The sequence below is a fragment of the Pseudomonas sp. NPDC090755 genome, from assembly GCF_044769005.1.
In the GTDB taxonomy this organism is placed as follows: Bacteria; Pseudomonadota; Gammaproteobacteria; order Pseudomonadales; family Pseudomonadaceae; genus Aquipseudomonas.
Map to the genome: position 1 here is coordinate 17,721 of NZ_JBIVXC010000020.1, position 17,560 is coordinate 35,280.

The 17,560-nt window shown below is 59.8% G+C and carries 14 protein-coding genes and 2 pseudogenes; 14 read left to right on the plus strand and 2 right to left on the minus strand.

Features of this window, described 5'->3' with window-relative positions; translation table 11 throughout:
• The 11 genes and pseudogenes from ACIQUS_RS22955 to ACIQUS_RS23005 form a co-directional block, all read left to right on the plus strand.
• Positions 1-1,011 (plus strand): polysaccharide deacetylase family protein, encoded by a 1,011-nt coding sequence (locus tag ACIQUS_RS22955; RefSeq protein ID WP_403051943.1) that lies wholly within the window; start codon positions 1-3, stop codon positions 1,009-1,011.
• Positions 1,008-2,312, plus strand: coding sequence for an oligosaccharide flippase family protein (locus ACIQUS_RS22960; RefSeq protein WP_403051946.1), 1,305 nt, complete (start codon positions 1,008-1,010; stop codon positions 2,310-2,312). Before ACIQUS_RS22955 ends, ACIQUS_RS22960 begins: the two co-directional genes overlap by 4 nt.
• Positions 2,309-4,234 (plus strand): hypothetical protein, encoded by a 1,926-nt coding sequence (locus ACIQUS_RS22965; protein WP_403051949.1) that lies wholly within the window; start codon positions 2,309-2,311, stop codon positions 4,232-4,234. Before ACIQUS_RS22960 ends, ACIQUS_RS22965 begins: the two co-directional genes overlap by 4 nt.
• Before the next feature lie 563 nt (positions 4,235-4,797).
• On the plus strand, positions 4,798-5,487 hold the full coding sequence (locus ACIQUS_RS22970; protein WP_403051952.1) for a GNAT family N-acetyltransferase: 690 nt from the start codon (positions 4,798-4,800) through the stop codon (positions 5,485-5,487).
• Positions 5,488-5,491: 4 nt separating this feature from the next.
• Complete coding sequence (locus ACIQUS_RS22975) at positions 5,492-6,664, plus strand: GNAT family N-acetyltransferase (protein ID WP_403051955.1); 1,173 nt, start codon at positions 5,492-5,494, stop codon at positions 6,662-6,664.
• Positions 6,636-7,427 (plus strand): ChbG/HpnK family deacetylase, encoded by a 792-nt coding sequence (locus ACIQUS_RS22980; protein ID WP_403051958.1) that lies wholly within the window; start codon positions 6,636-6,638, stop codon positions 7,425-7,427. Before ACIQUS_RS22975 ends, ACIQUS_RS22980 begins: the two co-directional genes overlap by 29 nt.
• Positions 7,428-7,765: 338 nt before the next feature.
• Positions 7,766-8,068, plus strand: a complete 303-nt coding sequence (locus ACIQUS_RS22985; RefSeq protein ID WP_403051961.1) for a DUF3077 domain-containing protein — start codon at positions 7,766-7,768, stop codon at positions 8,066-8,068.
• 56 nt (positions 8,069-8,124) lie between these two features.
• A complete protein-coding gene (locus tag ACIQUS_RS22990; protein WP_403051964.1) occupies positions 8,125-9,060 on the plus strand; it encodes a LysR family transcriptional regulator in 936 nt (311 codons plus the stop codon).
• A gap of 94 nt (positions 9,061-9,154) precedes the next feature.
• Complete coding sequence (locus ACIQUS_RS22995; protein WP_403051966.1) at positions 9,155-10,345, plus strand: MFS transporter; 1,191 nt, start codon at positions 9,155-9,157, stop codon at positions 10,343-10,345.
• Between the two features lie 31 nt (positions 10,346-10,376).
• Positions 10,377-10,610 (plus strand): LysR substrate-binding domain-containing protein, encoded by a 234-nt coding sequence (locus tag ACIQUS_RS23000; RefSeq protein ID WP_403051969.1) that lies wholly within the window; start codon positions 10,377-10,379, stop codon positions 10,608-10,610.
• Positions 10,611-10,704: 94 nt separating this feature from the next.
• A pseudogene (locus tag ACIQUS_RS23005) lies at positions 10,705-11,411 on the plus strand (MFS transporter); the annotation flags it as partial.
• Positions 11,412-11,678: 267 nt separating this feature from the next.
• On the opposite strand, the gene ACIQUS_RS23010 reads toward ACIQUS_RS23005, so the two are convergent.
• A complete protein-coding gene (locus ACIQUS_RS23010) occupies positions 11,679-11,885 on the minus strand; it encodes a hypothetical protein (RefSeq protein ID WP_403051972.1) in 207 nt (68 codons plus the stop codon).
• Between the two features lie 844 nt (positions 11,886-12,729).
• Here ACIQUS_RS23010 and ACIQUS_RS23015 point away from each other — a divergent pair.
• The 3 genes from ACIQUS_RS23015 to ACIQUS_RS23025 are packed head-to-tail and all read left to right on the plus strand — an operon-like array spanning position 12,730 to position 16,081.
• Positions 12,730-14,283 carry a recombinase family protein gene (locus tag ACIQUS_RS23015; RefSeq protein ID WP_403051975.1) on the plus strand — a complete coding sequence of 518 codons (1,554 nt, stop codon included), beginning with the start codon at positions 12,730-12,732 and terminating at the stop codon, positions 14,281-14,283.
• Positions 14,283-15,179, plus strand: a complete 897-nt coding sequence (locus tag ACIQUS_RS23020) for a ParB/RepB/Spo0J family partition protein (RefSeq protein ID WP_403051978.1) — start codon at positions 14,283-14,285, stop codon at positions 15,177-15,179. Before ACIQUS_RS23015 ends, ACIQUS_RS23020 begins: the two co-directional genes overlap by 1 nt.
• A complete protein-coding gene (locus tag ACIQUS_RS23025) occupies positions 15,176-16,081 on the plus strand; it encodes a plasmid partitioning protein RepB C-terminal domain-containing protein (protein WP_403051981.1) in 906 nt (301 codons plus the stop codon). The genes ACIQUS_RS23020 and ACIQUS_RS23025 overlap by 4 nt, the downstream gene beginning before the upstream one ends.
• 460 nt (positions 16,082-16,541) lie before the next feature.
• On the opposite strand, the pseudogene ACIQUS_RS23030 reads toward ACIQUS_RS23025, so the two are convergent.
• Positions 16,542-17,397, minus strand: a pseudogene (locus ACIQUS_RS23030) (IS5 family transposase).
• Between the last annotated feature and the right edge of the window lie 163 nt (positions 17,398-17,560).

Consider the following 17,560-nt stretch of genomic DNA (forward strand, 5'->3'; position numbering starts at 1 on the left):
ATGCCGATCAAAACCAGTCTCAAGCGTGCCAGCGGTTGGCTCTACCTGAACTCGCCCAAGGGCCGCCAACAACTGCGCGGCGCCGGGGTGATCCTGATGCTGCACCGGGTGCTGGCCGACGACAGCAGTGCGGCCCTGCCCCATCGCAATGAACTCTGTGTCGGCCCCCAGGCCTTCGAGCGCTTGCTGCGCTGGCTGCAACGGCATTTTGACTGCGTGCACCTGATGGACCTGCTCAAGGTCCATGAACAGCCGCGTGGCCAGCAACGGCCCAAGGTCGCCCTGACCTTCGACGACGGCTGGCGCGACAACGCCCTCAATGCCTTCCCCCTGCTGCAACAGTACAAGGTGCCGGCGAGCATCTTCCTGTCCACCGACTACATCGGCAGCCGCCAGCGCTTCTGGTGGGAAAGCCTGGGCGAGACCTTATGGGGCAGCCACGGTGAAGTGCCGCGCCGCGCGCTGGTCGAACAACTGCGCAAGATCGGCCGGCCACTGCCGGCGGCCTGGTTCATGAACGAGCGCGAGCATGCCCGCAGCCAGGTACTGGCCCGGTACCTGCAGAGTCTCAAGTCCCTGCCGCCCCAGGCCCTGCACCTGTTGACCGACACCTGCCCGGCCGAGTCCCTGCCCCAGGCCCTGGACTGGAACCAGGTGCGCCTGCTGGAGAACTCGGGGCTGATCAGCTTCGGCCCCCATGGTGCCAGCCACGCCCTGCTACCGGGGCTGGACGACCAGCGCCTGGAAGAAGAACTGACCCGCAGCCATTACGCCCTGCAGCAAGGCTGCAAGCAGCCGCTGCCGGTGTACTGCTACCCCAACGGCGACCATGATGCACGGGTGCGTGAACGCCTCAGGGCGCACCGTTACCCCTTTGCCCTGGGTACCCAGGCCGGGATCTGCCAGGGCCATGACGACCCGTTGGCGCTACCGCGCATCAGCGTCAGCCAGCGCACTGCCAGTCGGCCCTCGCTGCTGGCCTGGCGGATCAGCCGTGGAGGGCACTCATGAGCCGTAACAGCTACCTGCGTCACCTGTTGCTGAGCATGGGCACGCGCCTGGCGATGATTGCCCTGCGCCTGCTGCGCAACGTGCTGCTGGCACGCATCCTCGGCCCCAGCGAGCGCGGGCTGTTCGCCCTGCTCAGCACCCTGCCCGACCTGATCAGCGCAGCCACCAGCGGTGGCCTGAACACCGCTGTCGGCTACCAGGCGGCCAAGCAGCGCTCCATGGGCCTGCTGCTGAGCCAGGTGCTGATCTTCGGCTGCCTGGTGGCCGGCGCCCTGACCCTGGTCTGCGTGGCCCTGGCGCGGACCTTCGGCACCGAACTGGAAGTCACCACCCAGCTCGGCCTGCTGGCCTGGCTGTTGCTGCTCGCTGTGCCGCTGACCGTGCTCAAGAGTGGCCTGTTGACCCTGCACAACGCCACCGGCGGCGTCGGCGCCTTCAATGCCCTGCGCCTGACCGAGTCGCTGGTGCCGCTGCTGTTGTTCGTCGGCCTGTTCTGGATGTGGCAGAACGCGGCGCTGGAAGCGGCGCTGATCAGCTGGCTGCTGGGCCTGAGCCTGGTGGTGGTGCTGGGCCTGTACTGGCTCGGGCGCCAGCATTCGATCCGCCTGTGCTGGGACCGCAGCGGCCAGCGCGAACTGCTCAGCTACAGCGCCAAGAGCCACCCGGACCTGTTGTTCCAGCAAGTGATCCTGCGCTCGGACTACCTGTTCATCAGCGCCATGCTCGGCAGTGCCGCCCTGGGCCATTACGCCATGGCCAGCGCGGCGGCCGAACTCTTGCTGATCGTCCCGGAAGCGGTGACCACCCCGTTGATGAAGCGCCTGCTGCAACAGGACGCCGGCATGGACAAGCTCACCCCGCTGGCCCTGCGCCTGACCGCCACGGTGATGCTCGGCGCCTGCCTGAGCATGGCGCTGATCGGTGAATGGCTGATCGTCACCCTGTTCGGCGCCGAGTACCAACCGGCCTATCCGGCGCTGCTGGCCCTGCTGCCCGGGCTGTTCGGCCTGTGCTACGCCAGCATCCTGCGCCTGGACCTGCTGGGCAAGAACCGCCCGGGCACGGTGTCGCTGATGATGGGCGCAGGCGCGGCGCTGAACCTTGTGCTCAACGTCATCCTGATCCCGGCCTACGGCATCGTTGGCGCGGCCATGGCCTCGTCCATCGCCTACCTGGCGGTGACCCTGGCGATGCTCGTGCTGTACGGCAAACTCAGTGGTGTACCGCTGTGGAAGACCTTGATCGTCTTGCCCAGCGACCTGCTGCCACTGCGCCAGATGCTGCAACGGCGGCCGGCATGATACGCCCTGGCCTGGTGGTGAGCGGCCTGTTGCTCGGTGCCTCGGCGCAGGCCGCGTCGATGCAGTGGAGCGACCTGCGCGATGGCAGCCTGTACCTGCAAGCAGACAAAGCCGACACCCTGACCCTCAGCTGGCGGCCGGCCTGGCAGGCCGACGCCAACCCCGAGCGTATCTTCCTGCTCGATGGCCAGGGCCACCTGCAGGCTGAGCGGCAGATCCAGGCCAGGGAAGTCCGTGGCCGCCAGCAATGGCCGCTGGCCGCCAGCGCCGCCTTCTATCAGGTGGAGGTGCCTGGCTACAGCTTCCGCCGCTACCGCATCGAGCACGGCGACAGCACCCGCGCCCTGTTCGCCCCGGCCAAGGTGCATTTCAGCGCCGAAGTGGGGCCCGGGATCGAGCTGTTCTTCCGTGTACCCGCCGGCGAACAGGCCACCCTGGCCGGCAAGTACCATGGCGGCGTCAGTGGCCTGCAGGTACAGCGCCTGGGCGATCAGCAGCGACTGAGCCTGGCGCTCAAGCCCTGGCCGGCCTATTGGCAGTTCGACCGTTTGCCTTTGCCGGTCTCCAGCAGCGACCAGACCTACCGCCTGCACTTGCAAGGCCGCGGCAAGGTGGCGTTCTGGCTCGATGGCAGCGCCAACCTGTTTGCCCAGCGCGCCCAGGACCTGGGGCCACTGCGCAACGCCGAGGGCAAGGTGGCGCTGCGCCTGGGTGACAAGGTGCTGGGGCCGACGCCAAGCCTGGGCGTCAATCTGCCCTATGTGTTACCGCCGCCCTCCAGCTACGCGGTACTCGACGCCCTGCAGCCCCGCGCCGCCGGCTACTACAGTTTCTCCGACCTGCTGGCGCGCAAACCCGGGTACGAAGACGCCTTCCGCCGTTTCTACCAGCAACGCTACCCAATCAAGCAGGACATCACCTTGCTCGGCGGCACCGCCAGGCAATCGGTACTGGCCGCCGACCGCACCAGCAACGATGGCCTGGACGCCTGGCTGAGCACCACCCGCGCCCTTGAAGGCGACACCCTGCACTACCTCGCCTTCGCCGACGAGCCGAATCTGTTCTACAACGACTACGAAAGCTTCAGTCGCTACTTCCAGCACATGCTCGAACGCGTGCAGCGCTTTCCCGGCGCCCGCGAGGCCGGGGTGCGCATCGCCGTGCCGGCCAGCTCTCGCCTGGTCAACGGCCCGCTGCATGAGAACAGCCGCGAGCGCATCGGACTGGACTGGGCCCGGCGCCTGCTCAAGGAGCACGGCGCGCAGATCGACGCGCTGGCCTGGCACGAATGGATGATCCGCGACCTGCTGGCCACCCGCAGCTACCGTGACGCGGTACGCCAGGCCGCCGGGCTGGTGGGCCTGGATGCCAGGGGCCGGCCCAACAAAGCCCTGCTGCTGGACCAGACCAACCTGTCCAGCGGCTCCAGCCTGAGCCCCTACGACCAGAACACCCATTACGCTGCCGTGTGGTGGGCCTCGGTGGTGGTCAACGCCTCCCAGGACGGCCTGCTCGACATGCTCAACTGGTTCCATGTCGCCGATGAGCCCGAATGGCCCAAGGGCATGGTCCGGGTACTGGGCGACAACCACTTCGAGCTCAAGCCGGTCGGCCTGGCCCAGCAGTTCATCCAGCAGCACTGGCTTGACCAGGTGCTGACGCTGGACAACGACGCCTTCGAGGTCGACGCCCTGGCCATGGCCCGTGGCAAGCAACGCAGCCTGCTGGGGGTGAACAAGGGCGAGCGCCGCCAGCAGGTCAGCCTGGCGCTGGACAACGCGCAGTGCCCGCAAGGCGTGCTCAACCTGTTCGGCCCGGACAATACCCCACGCAATGCCAGCTACGATTGCCATGACGGCCGCGTGCATTTCCAACTGCCGGGGCAAACCCTGTTTGCCCTGACCTGGAGTGCATCATCATGAGCGCCCTCAACACGCCCTCTCGCGTTGCACCAAGGCTAACAACGCCGCTCTCACAGGCCATGGCACGTTGCAACAAATGTGGGAGCCGGCATAGCCGGCGATGCGCCGCGCGGGCGGCGCTCGATCTAAATAGCGCCACAACCCTTAAGGCAAACACCTGGCCGCCATCGCACAATCTACAGATGTCATCGCGGGGCAAGCCCGCTCCTACCATGAATACTTTTAGCAAAACCCAAAGTAGGAGCGAGCTTGCCTCGCGATGCGATCTACCAGGCGACACCCAGGTGCAGGTCTTGAGAGGGAGTAAACCCCAGTGGGTGTACGCCGTAAGGTTTTTACCGCTCTTGAGATCGAGCGCCGCCCGCGCGGCGCATCGCCGGCTTCGCCGGCTCCCACATTTGTTGCAACGTGCCATGGCCTGTGAGAGCGGCGTTGCTAGCCTTGGTGCATGGCGTGAGCCCGTGTCGAGGCCGCATTCATTTCAACTGCCGGGGCAAACCCTGTTTGCCCTGACCTGGAGTGCTTCTTGGCAAGCGCACCTCAACCTGAAAACAGGAGGCACCATGAGTGCTTTGAGCAAGATCCAGGACCGCATAAAGCGTAAGGGACTACGCAACACCCTCAGCGCTGGGGTCAAACGTTACCTGTTCTATCACTGGGAACTGCTGTGGATGGAGCGTGACCTGGTCAGCCCTGTGCCACCGCACAACCTCAAGCCCTACCCGCCGCTGCGGATCGAGACCATCACCATTCACAATGCCGGGGCCTTCACTCGCTACTTCGGCGACCGGGTCGACACCATGCGCGAACTGGCGGCCGAAGGTCATACCGGCCTTATGTTCCTTGATGACGCAGGCGATGTGGTGGCCTTTATCTGGGGCAGCCTGCGCCACTACCACGACCGTCACTTCTACGGCTGCTGGTTCCCGGTGGAGCCGGGTCAGTTCTTCGAGTTCGGCGGCGAGCTGACCCGCAAGTACTGGGGCACGGAGCTGTCGGTGGACCTGCAGTTGGAGCTGTGGAAAGCCATGGCAGCCCAGGGCTGCGACACCGTGGTGGATGTGTGCGAGAACCACAACATCCCGGCGCTGAAACTGCACCTGCGCATGGGTTACAAGGAGCAGGGGCGGATCATGAATGTGTACTGCCTGTTCGGCCGCTGGAAGTTCTACCGCGAAACCCGCTACAGCGGTTCGCGCCTGGACGCCTTGCGCAAACCGGCCTCCAGCCCCACCACCGCCACAGCGACCTGAGCCTATGCAAATGGACTTGAAATGGTACCCCTCGCTGCGCGCCGACGGTTTTCCCGCAGACGCCTATGAGCAACTGCGCCAACGCCTGCCGGGCAGCACACCGTTCAACCACCTGGGCTGGTTGCAGGCCGCCGAAGCCGCCCTGCCCGCCGACCAGCACGTGCAGGTACTGGTCGGCCACCACCAGGGCCGACTGTGCCTGTGCCTGCCCTTGATCCGTGGCAGCGAACGCTTCGGCCCGTTGAACGCTCAGGTGGTACGCCACCTGGGCTACCCCTTGAGCGACCGCATCGCCCTGCTCGCCGACCTGCCGGCGGGCGCAGAGGCACAGGTGCTGCGGGCCATCCGCCAGCGCCTGCCCCATGCCCTGCTGCAGCTCAGTGAAGTACCGGACGAAACAGCGCCGCACGCCCTGCTCAGCGCCTGGCAACGGCGCAGCTCCACCTTCGAGCGGCGCCTGAGCTGCCAGGTGCCGGTGCATCGCATCGTGCCCGAAGACCGCCAGGAAATCAGCGGCGACCCGCGCTACAAACTGCGCCGCGCGCGCAAGCGCATCGCCGCCTGTGGTGCCCAGGTGCGTCGGGTGATACCCGATGCCGGCACCATCAAGACCCTGCTCGATGCCGTGGCCGATGTCGAGGACGCCAGCTGGAAAGGCGATGACGACGTCGGCATTTTCTCCGGCACCCTGCGCCGCCAATGGATGTACCAGGCCTTCAGCGCCCTGGCCGAACAAGGCCTGGTGCGCATGGTTCTGCTGGAACTGGGCGGGCGCTGCATCAGCTACCGCCTGGGCGTGTTCGAGCACGGACGGGTCTATGACTACAACCTGGCCTTCGTGCCTGCCCATGCTGATCTGGGCAGCGGCCGGGTACTGCTTGAAGAATGGATTCACTGGGGCCTGGATGAGGGCTGGGAATGGGTCGACGCCTCGCGCGTCAGCCTGAGCAATTCCAGCCACCAGTTGCAGGAGCGCATGAGTGCCCACCTTGAGCAACAACGCCTGAGCTTCTACAGCTGGCGCCCGGACGGCATCGTCCTGGGCCTGGCCTTGCGCTCGTGGCGACGCTTCAAGCCGTACTTGCAACGCCTGCGTCATTCACGTCCGGCGCCCGCCGCCGAGCCGATTCCCGAACCGGAGAACTCGAATGCCCTCACAGGTCATAGTCAACGCTGACGACTTCGGCCTCAGCGCCCACACCAACGCGGTCATCCTCCACGCCTTCCAGGCCGGGCTGATCAGCTCGGCCACGGCCATGGCCAACATGCCGGCGTTCGCCGCCGCCTGTACCCTGGCCCAGCTGCCGGCCCTGCGGGGCCGGGTGGGCCTGCACTTCAACCTGACCTTTGGCCGGCCCTTGAGCGAAGCCATCGCCAAAGAGCCGCGCTTCTGCACCCCCGGCGGCGAATTCGACCTGCGCCTGAAACAACGCACCCTGCGCCTGAGCCGGCGCGAACGCGAGGCGGTCGAACAGGAACTGCACGCCCAGTGGCAGCACTGCCTGTGCCTGGGCTTGATGCCCAGCCACCTGGACTCCCACCAGCACGTGCACAACATCTGGCCGATCGGCGTGATCGTCGCCCGCTTTGCGGCGCGTGTCGGGGTGCCGGTCAGGCTGGCGCGCAACCTGGGGCACAACATCGGACCGGTGAAGCGGGTGTTCAAGACCTTGCTCAATCGCCGCTTGCGCCAGCTGGCGGGGGCCACGGCGGACTACGTATGCACGCCGGTGGACCTGCGCGCGGGGCTGGCGCCGGATGCGGGGTTGCTGGAGGTGGTGGCCCACCCCAGTGCACTGGGCGGGCATGATTTTGGCGATGCCTACCTGGGCACGGGCGAGTCGTTGAAGGCCCTGGTGGAGCAGCGTCTGGAGGGCGTGCCACGGGTGGGGTACGGGGTGCTGGCCGGGGAGCGACAGCCGCTGACATCGGCCGTGTAACGCGCTGGGGTCTAGCCAGTGGCGAGTCCTAGGACCTATCCTACGCGGTCTGTCGCTCTCAGTAGCTTGCCCGGGGAAGGCCTTCACACTAGGCTCGCCAGGTCACTGAATGTTCGGTGATCGGGTTTGGCGACCCGGAAACTATATGCAGATCTGCCCCATGAACCATGGCCGGCGTCGTTGACGTTCGCGCCGGCTTTATGGTGGCTGTGCGCGGGAGGGCTTAGGCCCTGCCGGGGTTTCCTGTGTTGATCCGGTTCGCCAACCCGCGTACAGCTACCACCCAATCTCGTTTGGCGACGAGCGAGTGGTGGCTCCACCCAACCAGGAGCTCCATCATGAAAAAACTCGTCCCCGATCCCCCAAGCCTGCACCTCGCCGAAACCGCCGAAACACCGGTCACCAGTTGCCCGGACCATCCTCCACTGTTCAATGTACGCGCAGGCGTACCTGCCGAGGATGCGCTGGTGCATGCCTTGCTCTACCTCAAATGCGCCCATGCGACGATTCCCCAGGCGGTGCAGTACACCAGTGCTGACGGCCGTGGGTTTGTGTGGTCGACCCAGCATTCGGTGCAGATGGCCATGGGGTTGATTGATGCGGTGCTGGATGGGATAGAGTGGCGGCAGGCGCAAGGCTGAAGAACGAGCATGCGCCCCTGATACCCCTCCAATAAAGCTGTGTAGGCGAGAAAGCGGTGCACTCATCCGAGCGTCTGAAAGGAATCGATGTATTTGTCTGTGTGGCCGACCTCGGCAGCTTTGCCGCCGCAGCGCAGCGTCTGAACCTGACGAGCTCGGCTGTCAGCAAGGGCATTGCACGACTTGAAGCTCGTCTGCAGGTGCGCCTATTCGACCGGACCACCCGGCGGCTCGCGCTGACCGACGCCGGGGCGACCTTCTACACCACCTGCTCGCGGGTGCTCGCTGACCTTGAGGAATCCGAGCTGTCGTTGCATGAGGACTACTTCGAACCACGCGGGCGCGTGCGCATCGACCTGCCGGCATCCTACGGGCGACTACACGTGCTGCCCGTCATCCTTGACTACATCAAGCGTCATCCACAACTGAAAGCGCATGTCTCGTTCACGGACAATTTCGTCGACCCGGCTGCCCAGGGCATCGATATCGTGGTGCGTATCGGCGGTTCGGACATCTGGCCGGACGAACTGGAGCACCGGTTCATCGGGGCACAGCGTTTCATTTTTTGCGCATCCCCCGCCTACTTGAAAGCACGGGGCACCCCGACCGAGGAAAGTGATCTGCACGCCCATGATTGCGTGGTGTACGGCCAGGCCGACGGGATCGGCAGCCCCTGGTTCATGACCGGCACGCAGCCTGGTGAAAGGGAGCGACGGTTCATGCCGGCAGCACTTGCCATCGGCGATGGCGAAGGTGTCGTGCAGGGTGTTGTCCAGGGGTTCGGCATTGCACAGCTCCCCACCTGGCTGGTCAATCGGCAATTGGCGAGCGGTGAGGTGGTTGAAGTGCTGCCTCACCTGGCTACGGACGGCCTGGCGATGAACCTGGTGTGGCTGAAGAAGCGGGCCTCGCTGCCCCGGGTCCGTGCACTGCTCGACGTGCTGTCGCGTTCGCTGCGCACAGACGGGCACCAATTGATGCCGGGCAATTAGTGAATTTTATTCCTTTGACTGATGAATTAATGCCAGCGATAGGAATTTTTTGAACCAATAGACTGGCGGGACCTTGGACTCAGGAACCGCTTTCATGACTGCTGCTCAAACCCCGCCTGTTAACCTTGCCTGCGATCGGCGGGCGAACACCGGCACACTCATCCTGGCCATCTCGGCCTTTCTGATTGTCACCACCGAATTCCTGATCGTCGGATTATTGCCGGGATTGGCACGCGACCTGGGTATCTCGATTTCCGCCGCCGGCCAGTTGGTGACACTGTTTGCCTTCACGGTGATGCTGGCAGGCCCTCCCCTGACCGCAGCCCTGGCCCACTTCGATCGCCGCAAGCTGTTCGCCGCCATCCTGATGGTGTTCGCCGCGGCCAACGCACTTGCTGCCGTTGCCCCGAACGTCTGGGTGCTGGGCATCGCACGCGTTCTGCCCGCCCTGGTGCTTCCGGTCTTCTGGGGGACGGCGAGCGAAACCGCAGCCAGCATGGTCAGCCCTGATCGCCACGGCCAGGCGGTTGCCCGGGTCTACCTGGGCATTTCTGCTGCGCTGTTGCTCGGCATTCCCCTGGGCACCCTCGCCGCCAACGCTGCCGGCTGGCGAGGCGCATTCTGGGCACTGTCCGCCCTGTCGGCAGTCATGGCATTTGCCGTGATCACCTGGATGCCCAGCGTTCCCCGCGTGCCGAAAGTGGACTTGCGTAGCCAGGCGCGTGTTTTTCGCGAGCCTTACTTCCTGGCAAACGTAGCCCTGTCGGTGCTTGCCTTTACCGCGATGTTCGTTGCCTACACCTACCTCGCCGACATGCTCGAGCGCATTGCCGGGGTGGCAGCGTCGAATGTCGGCTGGTGGCTCATGGGCTTTGGCGCCATCGGCTTGATCGGCAACTGGATCGGTGGCCGGGCGGTGAGTCGCTCGCCACTGCGCGCCACCGCCCTCTTTCTGGCGCTACTCGCCGTGGGCATGGCCGCCTTCGGCCTGCTTGCTGCGTGGTGGGTGCCGCTGTGGGCCAGCCTTGCCCTTTGGGCTATCGCCAATACGGCGCTCTATCCCGTTTGCCAGGTCCGGGTCATGCGCTCAGTGACCCACTCCCAGGCACTGGCGGGTACCACCAATGTTTCTGCCGCCAATGCGGGTATCGGGATGGGCGCACTGCTAGGGGGCCTGGTGATACCGACGCTTGGGTTGTCGTCGCTCGGGTATGTTGCAGCGGGTATAGCACTGCTGGCGTTGATGCTGGTGCCTGTGGTGGCGTGGCTTTGTCCGCGGGGATAGGCGACTTGCCATCGGCGATGGCGAGGGTGTCGTGCAGGGTGTTGTCCAGGGGTTCGGCATCGCACAGCTCCCCACCTGGCTGGTCAATCGGCAATTGGCGAGCGGTGAGGTGGTTGAAGTGCTGCCCCACCTGGCTACGGACGGTCTGGCGATGAACCTGGTGTGGCTGAAGAAGCGGGCCTCGCTGCCCCGGGTCCGCGCGCTGCTCGACGTGCTGTCGCGTTCGCTGCGCACAGACGGGCACCAATTGATGCCGAACAATTAGTGAATTTTATTCCTCTGACTGATGAATTAATGCCAGCGATAGGAATTTTTTGAACCAATAGACTGGCGGGACCTTGGACTCAGGAACCGCTTTCATGACTGCTGCTCAAACCCCGCCTGTTAACCTTGCCTGCGATCGGCGGGCGAACACCGGAACACTCATCCTGGCCATCTCGGCCTTTCTGATCATCACCACCGAATTCCTGATCGTCGGATTATTGCCGGGATTGGCACGCGACCTGGGTATCTCGATTTCCGCCGCCGGCCAGTTGGTGACACTGTTTGCCTTCACGGTGATGCTGGCAGGCCCTCCCCTGACCGCAGCCCTGGCCCACCTCGATCGCCGCAAGCTGTTCGCCGCTATCCTGATGGTGTTCGCCGCTGCCAACGCACTTGCCGCCGTTGCCCCGAACGTCTGAGTGCTGGGCATAGCACGCGTTCTGCCCGCCCTGGTGCTTCCGGTCTTCTGGGGGACGGCGAGCGAAACCGCAGCCAGCATGGTCAGCCCTGATCGCCACGGCCAGGCGGTTGCCCGGGTCTACCTGGGTATTTCTGCTGCGCTGTTGCTCGGCATTCCCCTGGGGACCCTCGCCGCCAACGCTGTCGGCTGGCGAGGTGCATTCTGGGCACTGTCCGCCCTGTCGGCGGTCATGGCATTTGCCGTGATCACCTGGATGCCCAGCGTTCCCCGCGTACCGAAAGTGGACTTGCGTAGCCAGGCGCGTTTTTTTGCGAGCCTTACTTCCTGGCAAACGTAGCCCTGTCGGTGCTTGCCTTTACCGCGATGTTCGCTGCCTACACCATGAGTCCAACCGTTTTTTTTGTCCGTATACAGCTATCTGGTGCCCGACTGAGGTAGATCTGCACTTACATCTGCTGAATTAGCAGGCTGCCCCAGCTTCTTTCGCTACTCGACGTACTCACTTGCGTTTCCACACAGCCTGGCCCCATAGCGGTCAGTCTATGCCCTCAGGTAATAACCCTGGTTGAGTAGCGGATGAAGCGGGCTTGGCAGCTCTGACGTTAGAAGCGCGATGCTACACACCCACCTTGCTCCATGGCGCCTCGCTCAATGAACGGAGCCGCCGCGCAACCCAAAAGCTCGAAGCTGATAGTCTGTGACAGCTTGAAACATCGACTCTGCAATCTGCCTCAATCGCTCTACCTCCAAAGCGGGAGCCCCGGCATCCTTGGCTTCGTGCCAGCGACGCATGGCTTCGACAGCATCGGTGTACGCAGGGTGATCAGGGAACAGAATTTCAGGAGGATTGGACATTCGGCACCTGCCTCATTAGTGGATCGCTTGCGACAGCCCACCACCTTTGAAAAGCTGGTGGCCACGACTGTTTGAAAAAGCGAATCCGCCAGCAAGCGAAGTCTTTCAATTTCCTTTGCAGAAGCACCATCCTTGGCCGCCTGTGATGAGCTCTGAGTGCCTCTAACGCCAGCCGCAGAAGCGGTTCGCCGGCTAACGCTATGCCCTCTAGGGTTCGCTTCATATCCTGCACCAGTTCGCAAGATCATAAAATGCCCAGCAATAGCCTCCAACACCTGAAGTGCTTTCAAGCCTCGCCCCAAGGAAGAGGCGCCGTGTCAGCGGAGAGTGCTCATATCAGCCGCTTCCGGCAATCTTTTGCTTGGTAGCAGTCACGACGTGGCTGAGTGCGAGCTGGGCCCGAGGCACGCATCAATGAGCTCAGCAGTCTCAAGCAGACGCTGCCTCAAAGCAGGCAGAAGCGCCACCGCGACAATAGATCTTCGTTGCGCCAGCTCAAGAACAGTATGAAGAACAGTATCAGAGTGCCGCATGATTTCTATCAGATGCAGCCCACTAGGGCCATTGGCACCGGCGAGCCAATTTTTCGTTGTTCTCTCACTCGCATTAGTCCAATTTCGCAGGGTTTTTATAGCTCTATGTGAGTTGCCGAGCTCGTCTAGCAGCGCAGATGCCAGAGCATGAGCATACACATCAGCGCTAATTGGAAAGCAAATGCCCATTTTCGCGATCATTTTTCCACTTCCCCTTCCTAAATTTAGTATTTGATGATCACTGATAGGCATACAGCAACCCTGCCTGTCCTGTACCGGTATGCCATGAACCAACGCCTATAGGTCTGCCAATGCGACAAAGCACATCTTTTAGCGCAGAAGCTAATAACAGAGCGGCAGCTTATGTCCGGATGTCGACAGAGCACCAGCAATACTCCACAGAGAATCAGCTGGATGCTATCAACATCTATGCGCAGACCCACAATCTCGATGTCGTGAAAATTTATACGGACGCAGGAAAAAGTGGGCTCAGTTTAGATGGGCGCGAAGCTCTACAACGTCTATTGTCGGATGTGGAGTTTGGAAATAGTGATTTCACTACCGTTCTCGTTTATGACGTTAGCCGCTGGGGGCGCTTTCAAGATCCAGACGTCAGCGCTAGTTATGAAGTGCGCTGCCGACAAGCCGGCGTCCGAGTAGAGTATTGCGCTGAACAATTTGTAAATGACGGCTCTCCCGTATCCAGCATTGTCAAAAGCGTTAAAAGAATGATGGCCGGAGAATACAGTCGCGAACTTTCTGTAAAGGTATTTGCCGGACAATCGCGACTAATCCAATTAGGGTATAGACAAGGCGGCCCTGCAGGCTACGGTCTACGTCGCCAACTGATAGACCAAACTGGCAAGCACAAGGCAATGCTATGCCACAAAGAATACAAAAGCCTTCAAACTGACAGAGTGGTCCTCGCACCAGGCCCCGACTCCGAGCAAGAAATAGTGTTGGAGATTTACAACTCATTCATTAAGAAAGCTAAAACAGAGAAAGAAATTGCCGAATCACTAAACAGGCGTGGCATACTCACCGATTTGAACAGACCGTGGACACGCGGCGTAGTACATCAGATCCTTGTGAATGAAAAATACATAGGGAACAATGTTTGGAATCATACATCAGCAAAACTAAAGATGCCTCGTACCGCCAACCCAGCAACTGAATGGATACGAGCAGACGCAGCATTTCCAGCGATCGTTGACCACTCTCTGTTCATTGCTGCCCAAGCCATCATTCAAGCTCGTGCACGCTTTTGGTCAAACGAGGAGATGCTGACAAGCTTAAAAGGTCTATTCCACGAGCGGGGATGTCTATCAGGCCTTATCATAGACGAGCAGGAGGATCTGCCATCAAGCAGTTGTTACAGAAAAAGATTTGGAAGTCTGATTGATAGCTACCGACTAATTGGATACGAGCCTGCCAGGGATTATGGCTTCATAGAAGCCAATCGACATTTACGCGAACGTTTCCCCGAGATCTTCACTGATACACAACAAAAAATTGAGACTGCAGGAGGTCGAATCTCCGTAGACCCAAGAACTCAATTAATACTCGTAAATGATGAATTTACTATTTCAATTGTACTCTGTCGCTGCCAGCTAATAGGTGCCACACGCCGGCGCTGGCAGGTACGATTTGACTTCAGCCTTTTCCCAGATATCACTGTCGCCGTCCGCATGCTTCCAGGTGAAAGTGAAGTTTTAGATTACTATCTTTTCCCGATGATTGACCTAGTGGCCCCTAATTTGCGATTGGGCGACTCAAACCCTAGGGAGTTGGAGCTCTATCGTTTTGAAAACTTGGATATTTTGTCCACGCTGAGTAAGCGAATCCATCTGTCGAGCGCCGCATAATGAACGCCCCTCAAGAAGCCCCACTGACGCTACATGTCGCTCGAGCCTCATCAATCGAACAAGTCCCCTTAGAGCTAATTAAAGTCATCAACCCTAGGCAGCGAAACCAGAAAGTTTTTGCAAGACTGGTTGAAAACATCGCAAATCTAGGGTTAAAGAGACCGATCACGGTAGTGCGCACCAATACAGGTTTCGATCTAGTGTGTGGCCAGGGACGATTCGAGGCATTTAAAGTGCTGGGCGCGCGAAACATACCTTGCGTTGTAATAAAAGCTAATGAATTAGATAGGTATTTGATCAGTCTGGTCGAAAACCTAGCCCGACGGAAGCACACGAATCGCGACCTGTTAGAAGCAATAAATTCAATGCATGATCGTGGGTATAGCACCAAACAGATCTCACAAAAAACCTGTTTAGATTACAACTACGTAGGCGGCATACTTATTTTGCTACGACAAGGTGAAGAGCGATTAATCAGCGCTGTGGAAAAAGGCTGGCTACCGATTAAAATTGCCATAACAGTTGCACGTTCGGACGACACTGTAATCCAAGCCGCCATGCTTGAGGCGTATGAGAGTGGGCTATTGAAGGGCGAGCAATTAATGAAGGTCCGCCGCTTAATTGATAATCGCCGCGCGACTGGGAAATGTTTTAATCATCAAAAAAGCCCTGAAAAGATCACCACCTCCCGCCAGCTTCTTAACGCCTATCAATCCGAGGTGCGCAGGCAAAGATTAATGGTGAAAAAAGCTGATATCGGCGAGCAACGCCTGTTGTTCGTGGTCACCGCCCTAAGGAAGCTTATCTCGGATGAGTACTTTTGCTCCCTGTTGAAAAATGAAGGAATTGAGGATATGCCACAAGTCTTAGCCGATCGCGTTAAGGGGGAAGCATGAGCGAATTAAAAAGTGCCTTTGACAACAGGCTAATAACTGTGGCTACTTCTCAACTACTACCATCTCGAATGATCCAGGCAACCACTCTCAGCTCACCCAAATATCTATCAATTTTAGCATCCATTCGGGAGCTTGGAATTATTGAGCCGCTGGCCATTCATCACGAACCAATTGATTTAAATGAACAGCCATCTAGATATTTAATACTCGACGGACACCTGCGCCTAGCCGCCTTGAAGCAGCTAGGCGCACAACACGCACTCTGCTTGCTTTCCACGGATGATGAGGGCTTTACATACAATAGGCAAATAAATCGACTGACGCCAATCCAAGAAAGCAAAATGATTACCCAGGCAATCGAGAGAGGCGTTTCAGCAGAAAGAATTGCAGAAGTCCTCAACATTAGGCTTGATCGCATCCAATTACGGCAAAGTCTCTTAAAGGGTATCGCACCGGAGGCTATTGAGCTATTAAAAACGCGGATGGTGGGACAGCCTGTATTCCCTATCCTTCGTAAAATGAAGCCAATGCGGCAGATTGAAGCTGCGGAGATGATGATTTCTGCAAATTGCTATACCGGACGCTATGCACAAATGGTGTTGACCGCGACAAGGCCTGACGACTTAACTGTGTCGAAAACCTCAGTCGAAGGGGTATCTCCTGAAAGCATCATGAAAATGGAAAGAGAAATGGAGAGGCTTTACCATGACTACCGGCTTGTAGAGGATACCTTGGGTGAAACCATGTTGGTACTAGTTGTAGCTAAAGGCTATTTATCCAGAGTATTACGCAACGAAGCAATATCAGCCTACTTACAACGTTTCGAGCCTGACTTGGCTCGAGAGTTAATAGGGATTATGGATGCAATCACAGTAGATGCGAGAAATCTGGAACGGGAATAACGCTAGTACAAGCCGTAAGTTCATACCTGGAGTTATTAAAGCTTGCTATCAATACGCGCACTGAACCTCCGCAATGGGTCGTTAGCTGTCCTCGTCAAGGACAGCTTTGGGTCGAAAGCGGCCGGTGGTGAGCGCCTGATTCCGACCCACAGGAGGCGGTCATCATCCGCACCGCAGCATGTCCCGAATGTTCTGCTGAACATCAGGATCAGAGCAACTCCTCAGCAGGTTATCGCTGGCTACGTGCTCTGATGGCACAAACGTGGCTGGATGGATTGTTTAAAGCGGCGCGTGAGGCCAAGCAAGCCGCTCACGTTGATAAATCGGCATGACGTCCAGTCGGCGACTGGGCGATCTAGGATCGCTGTAAACCAAATTTTTTACCTGTAAACCACTGAGGTTTACAGGTAAAAAATAGGTTTACACGCTCCACCCTCCTGGCAGTTCTGAGCTGGGCTTCTTAGGCCTTGTACGAAAAGAGATGTCGCAAACACCGCATGGAACACGCCAGTGAAACCATGGCAGCATAGCTTTTCGCGAGTTTGTCGAAGCGCGTCACGATTCTGCGGTTCTCTTTCAACCACCCAAACATGCGCTCGATTATGTTGCGCTGTCGGTATTTGGGTCGATCGAACAGCCTCGGCAAGCCAGGTTTGGGTTTGCGCTTCATCGAGCGCAGCGGGATGACGGGCTGCATTCGATACTGGTCGCAGTAACGGCGCAGTGCTTCGGCGTCGTAGCCCTTATCAGCGAGCAGCCATTTGCAGCGTTTGCGGGGGCGGCCACGGTGATTCGAGGAATGCTGACATCATCCAGAAGTGGTTGGGCGTAGCTGATGTCGCTGGCTTGACCGCCAGAGAGAAGGAAGCGCAACGGTGTGCCGTTGGCGTCGCAGAGCATGTGGATTTTGGTGGTCAGGCCACCGCGACTGCGGACTAGAGCGTGATCGGCAGGCTCGTCAGGCCCCCTTTTTTCCCGGCGCCTGACGAGGCCCGGGTGGCGCGTACAGCTGTTGAGTCGATCATCCAGGTCTGCAAATCAATCAAACCTTGCTCATTCAGTCTCAGGTGCAAGCGTTTGAGCATCTGATCGAACGTTCCCTGGTTTCGCCAGCCCCTGAACCGTTGATACACCGTTGACCATGGGCCAAAGCGGTCTGGCATATCTCGCCACGCAGCACCGGAGCAGAGCACCCAGAGCACACCATCAAGCATCAGTCGGTCGCTCAAGCGAGGCCGCCCCCTGCCAGAGGTTTCGCTGAAAAGATCGGAGGCCACATCCCAGGCCTCGTCCGAGAGTTCGTAACGTTTTGCCATCACAGAACTCCTTTCCGTTGATGGCGGGGGACTCTACAAAATCTCAGCGTTCGAGGGGCGGCGATTGGGTTTCTCGGGATTTCGTACAGAACCTAGGCTTAGCTGACGTTCGTGAGCCAATGCAGGCCGGTACTACAGGAATGAGGTATGTTGCTGGCTCAGG

Coding starts and splice junctions, on each gene's coding strand:
- ACIQUS_RS22970 (WP_403051952.1), top strand. CDS start 4,798: ATGAGTGCTTTGAGCAAGATCCAGGACCGCATAAAGCGTAAGGGACTA.
- ACIQUS_RS22975 (WP_403051955.1), top strand. CDS start 5,492: ATGCAAATGGACTTGAAATGGTACCCCTCGCTGCGCGCCGACGGTTTT.
- ACIQUS_RS23015 (WP_403051975.1), top strand. CDS start 12,730: ATGCGACAAAGCACATCTTTTAGCGCAGAAGCTAATAACAGAGCGGCA.
- ACIQUS_RS23025 (WP_403051981.1), top strand. CDS start 15,176: ATGAGCGAATTAAAAAGTGCCTTTGACAACAGGCTAATAACTGTGGCT.
- ACIQUS_RS22955 (WP_403051943.1), top strand. CDS start 1: ATGCCGATCAAAACCAGTCTCAAGCGTGCCAGCGGTTGGCTCTACCTG.
- ACIQUS_RS22960 (WP_403051946.1), top strand. CDS start 1,008: ATGAGCCGTAACAGCTACCTGCGTCACCTGTTGCTGAGCATGGGCACG.
- ACIQUS_RS22965 (WP_403051949.1), top strand. CDS start 2,309: ATGATACGCCCTGGCCTGGTGGTGAGCGGCCTGTTGCTCGGTGCCTCG.
- ACIQUS_RS22985 (WP_403051961.1), top strand. CDS start 7,766: ATGAAAAAACTCGTCCCCGATCCCCCAAGCCTGCACCTCGCCGAAACC.
- ACIQUS_RS23020 (WP_403051978.1), top strand. CDS start 14,283: ATGAACGCCCCTCAAGAAGCCCCACTGACGCTACATGTCGCTCGAGCC.
- ACIQUS_RS23010 (WP_403051972.1), bottom strand. CDS start 11,885: ATGTCCAATCCTCCTGAAATTCTGTTCCCTGATCACCCTGCGTACACC.
- ACIQUS_RS22995 (WP_403051966.1), top strand. CDS start 9,155: ATGACTGCTGCTCAAACCCCGCCTGTTAACCTTGCCTGCGATCGGCGG.
- ACIQUS_RS22980 (WP_403051958.1), top strand. CDS start 6,636: ATGCCCTCACAGGTCATAGTCAACGCTGACGACTTCGGCCTCAGCGCC.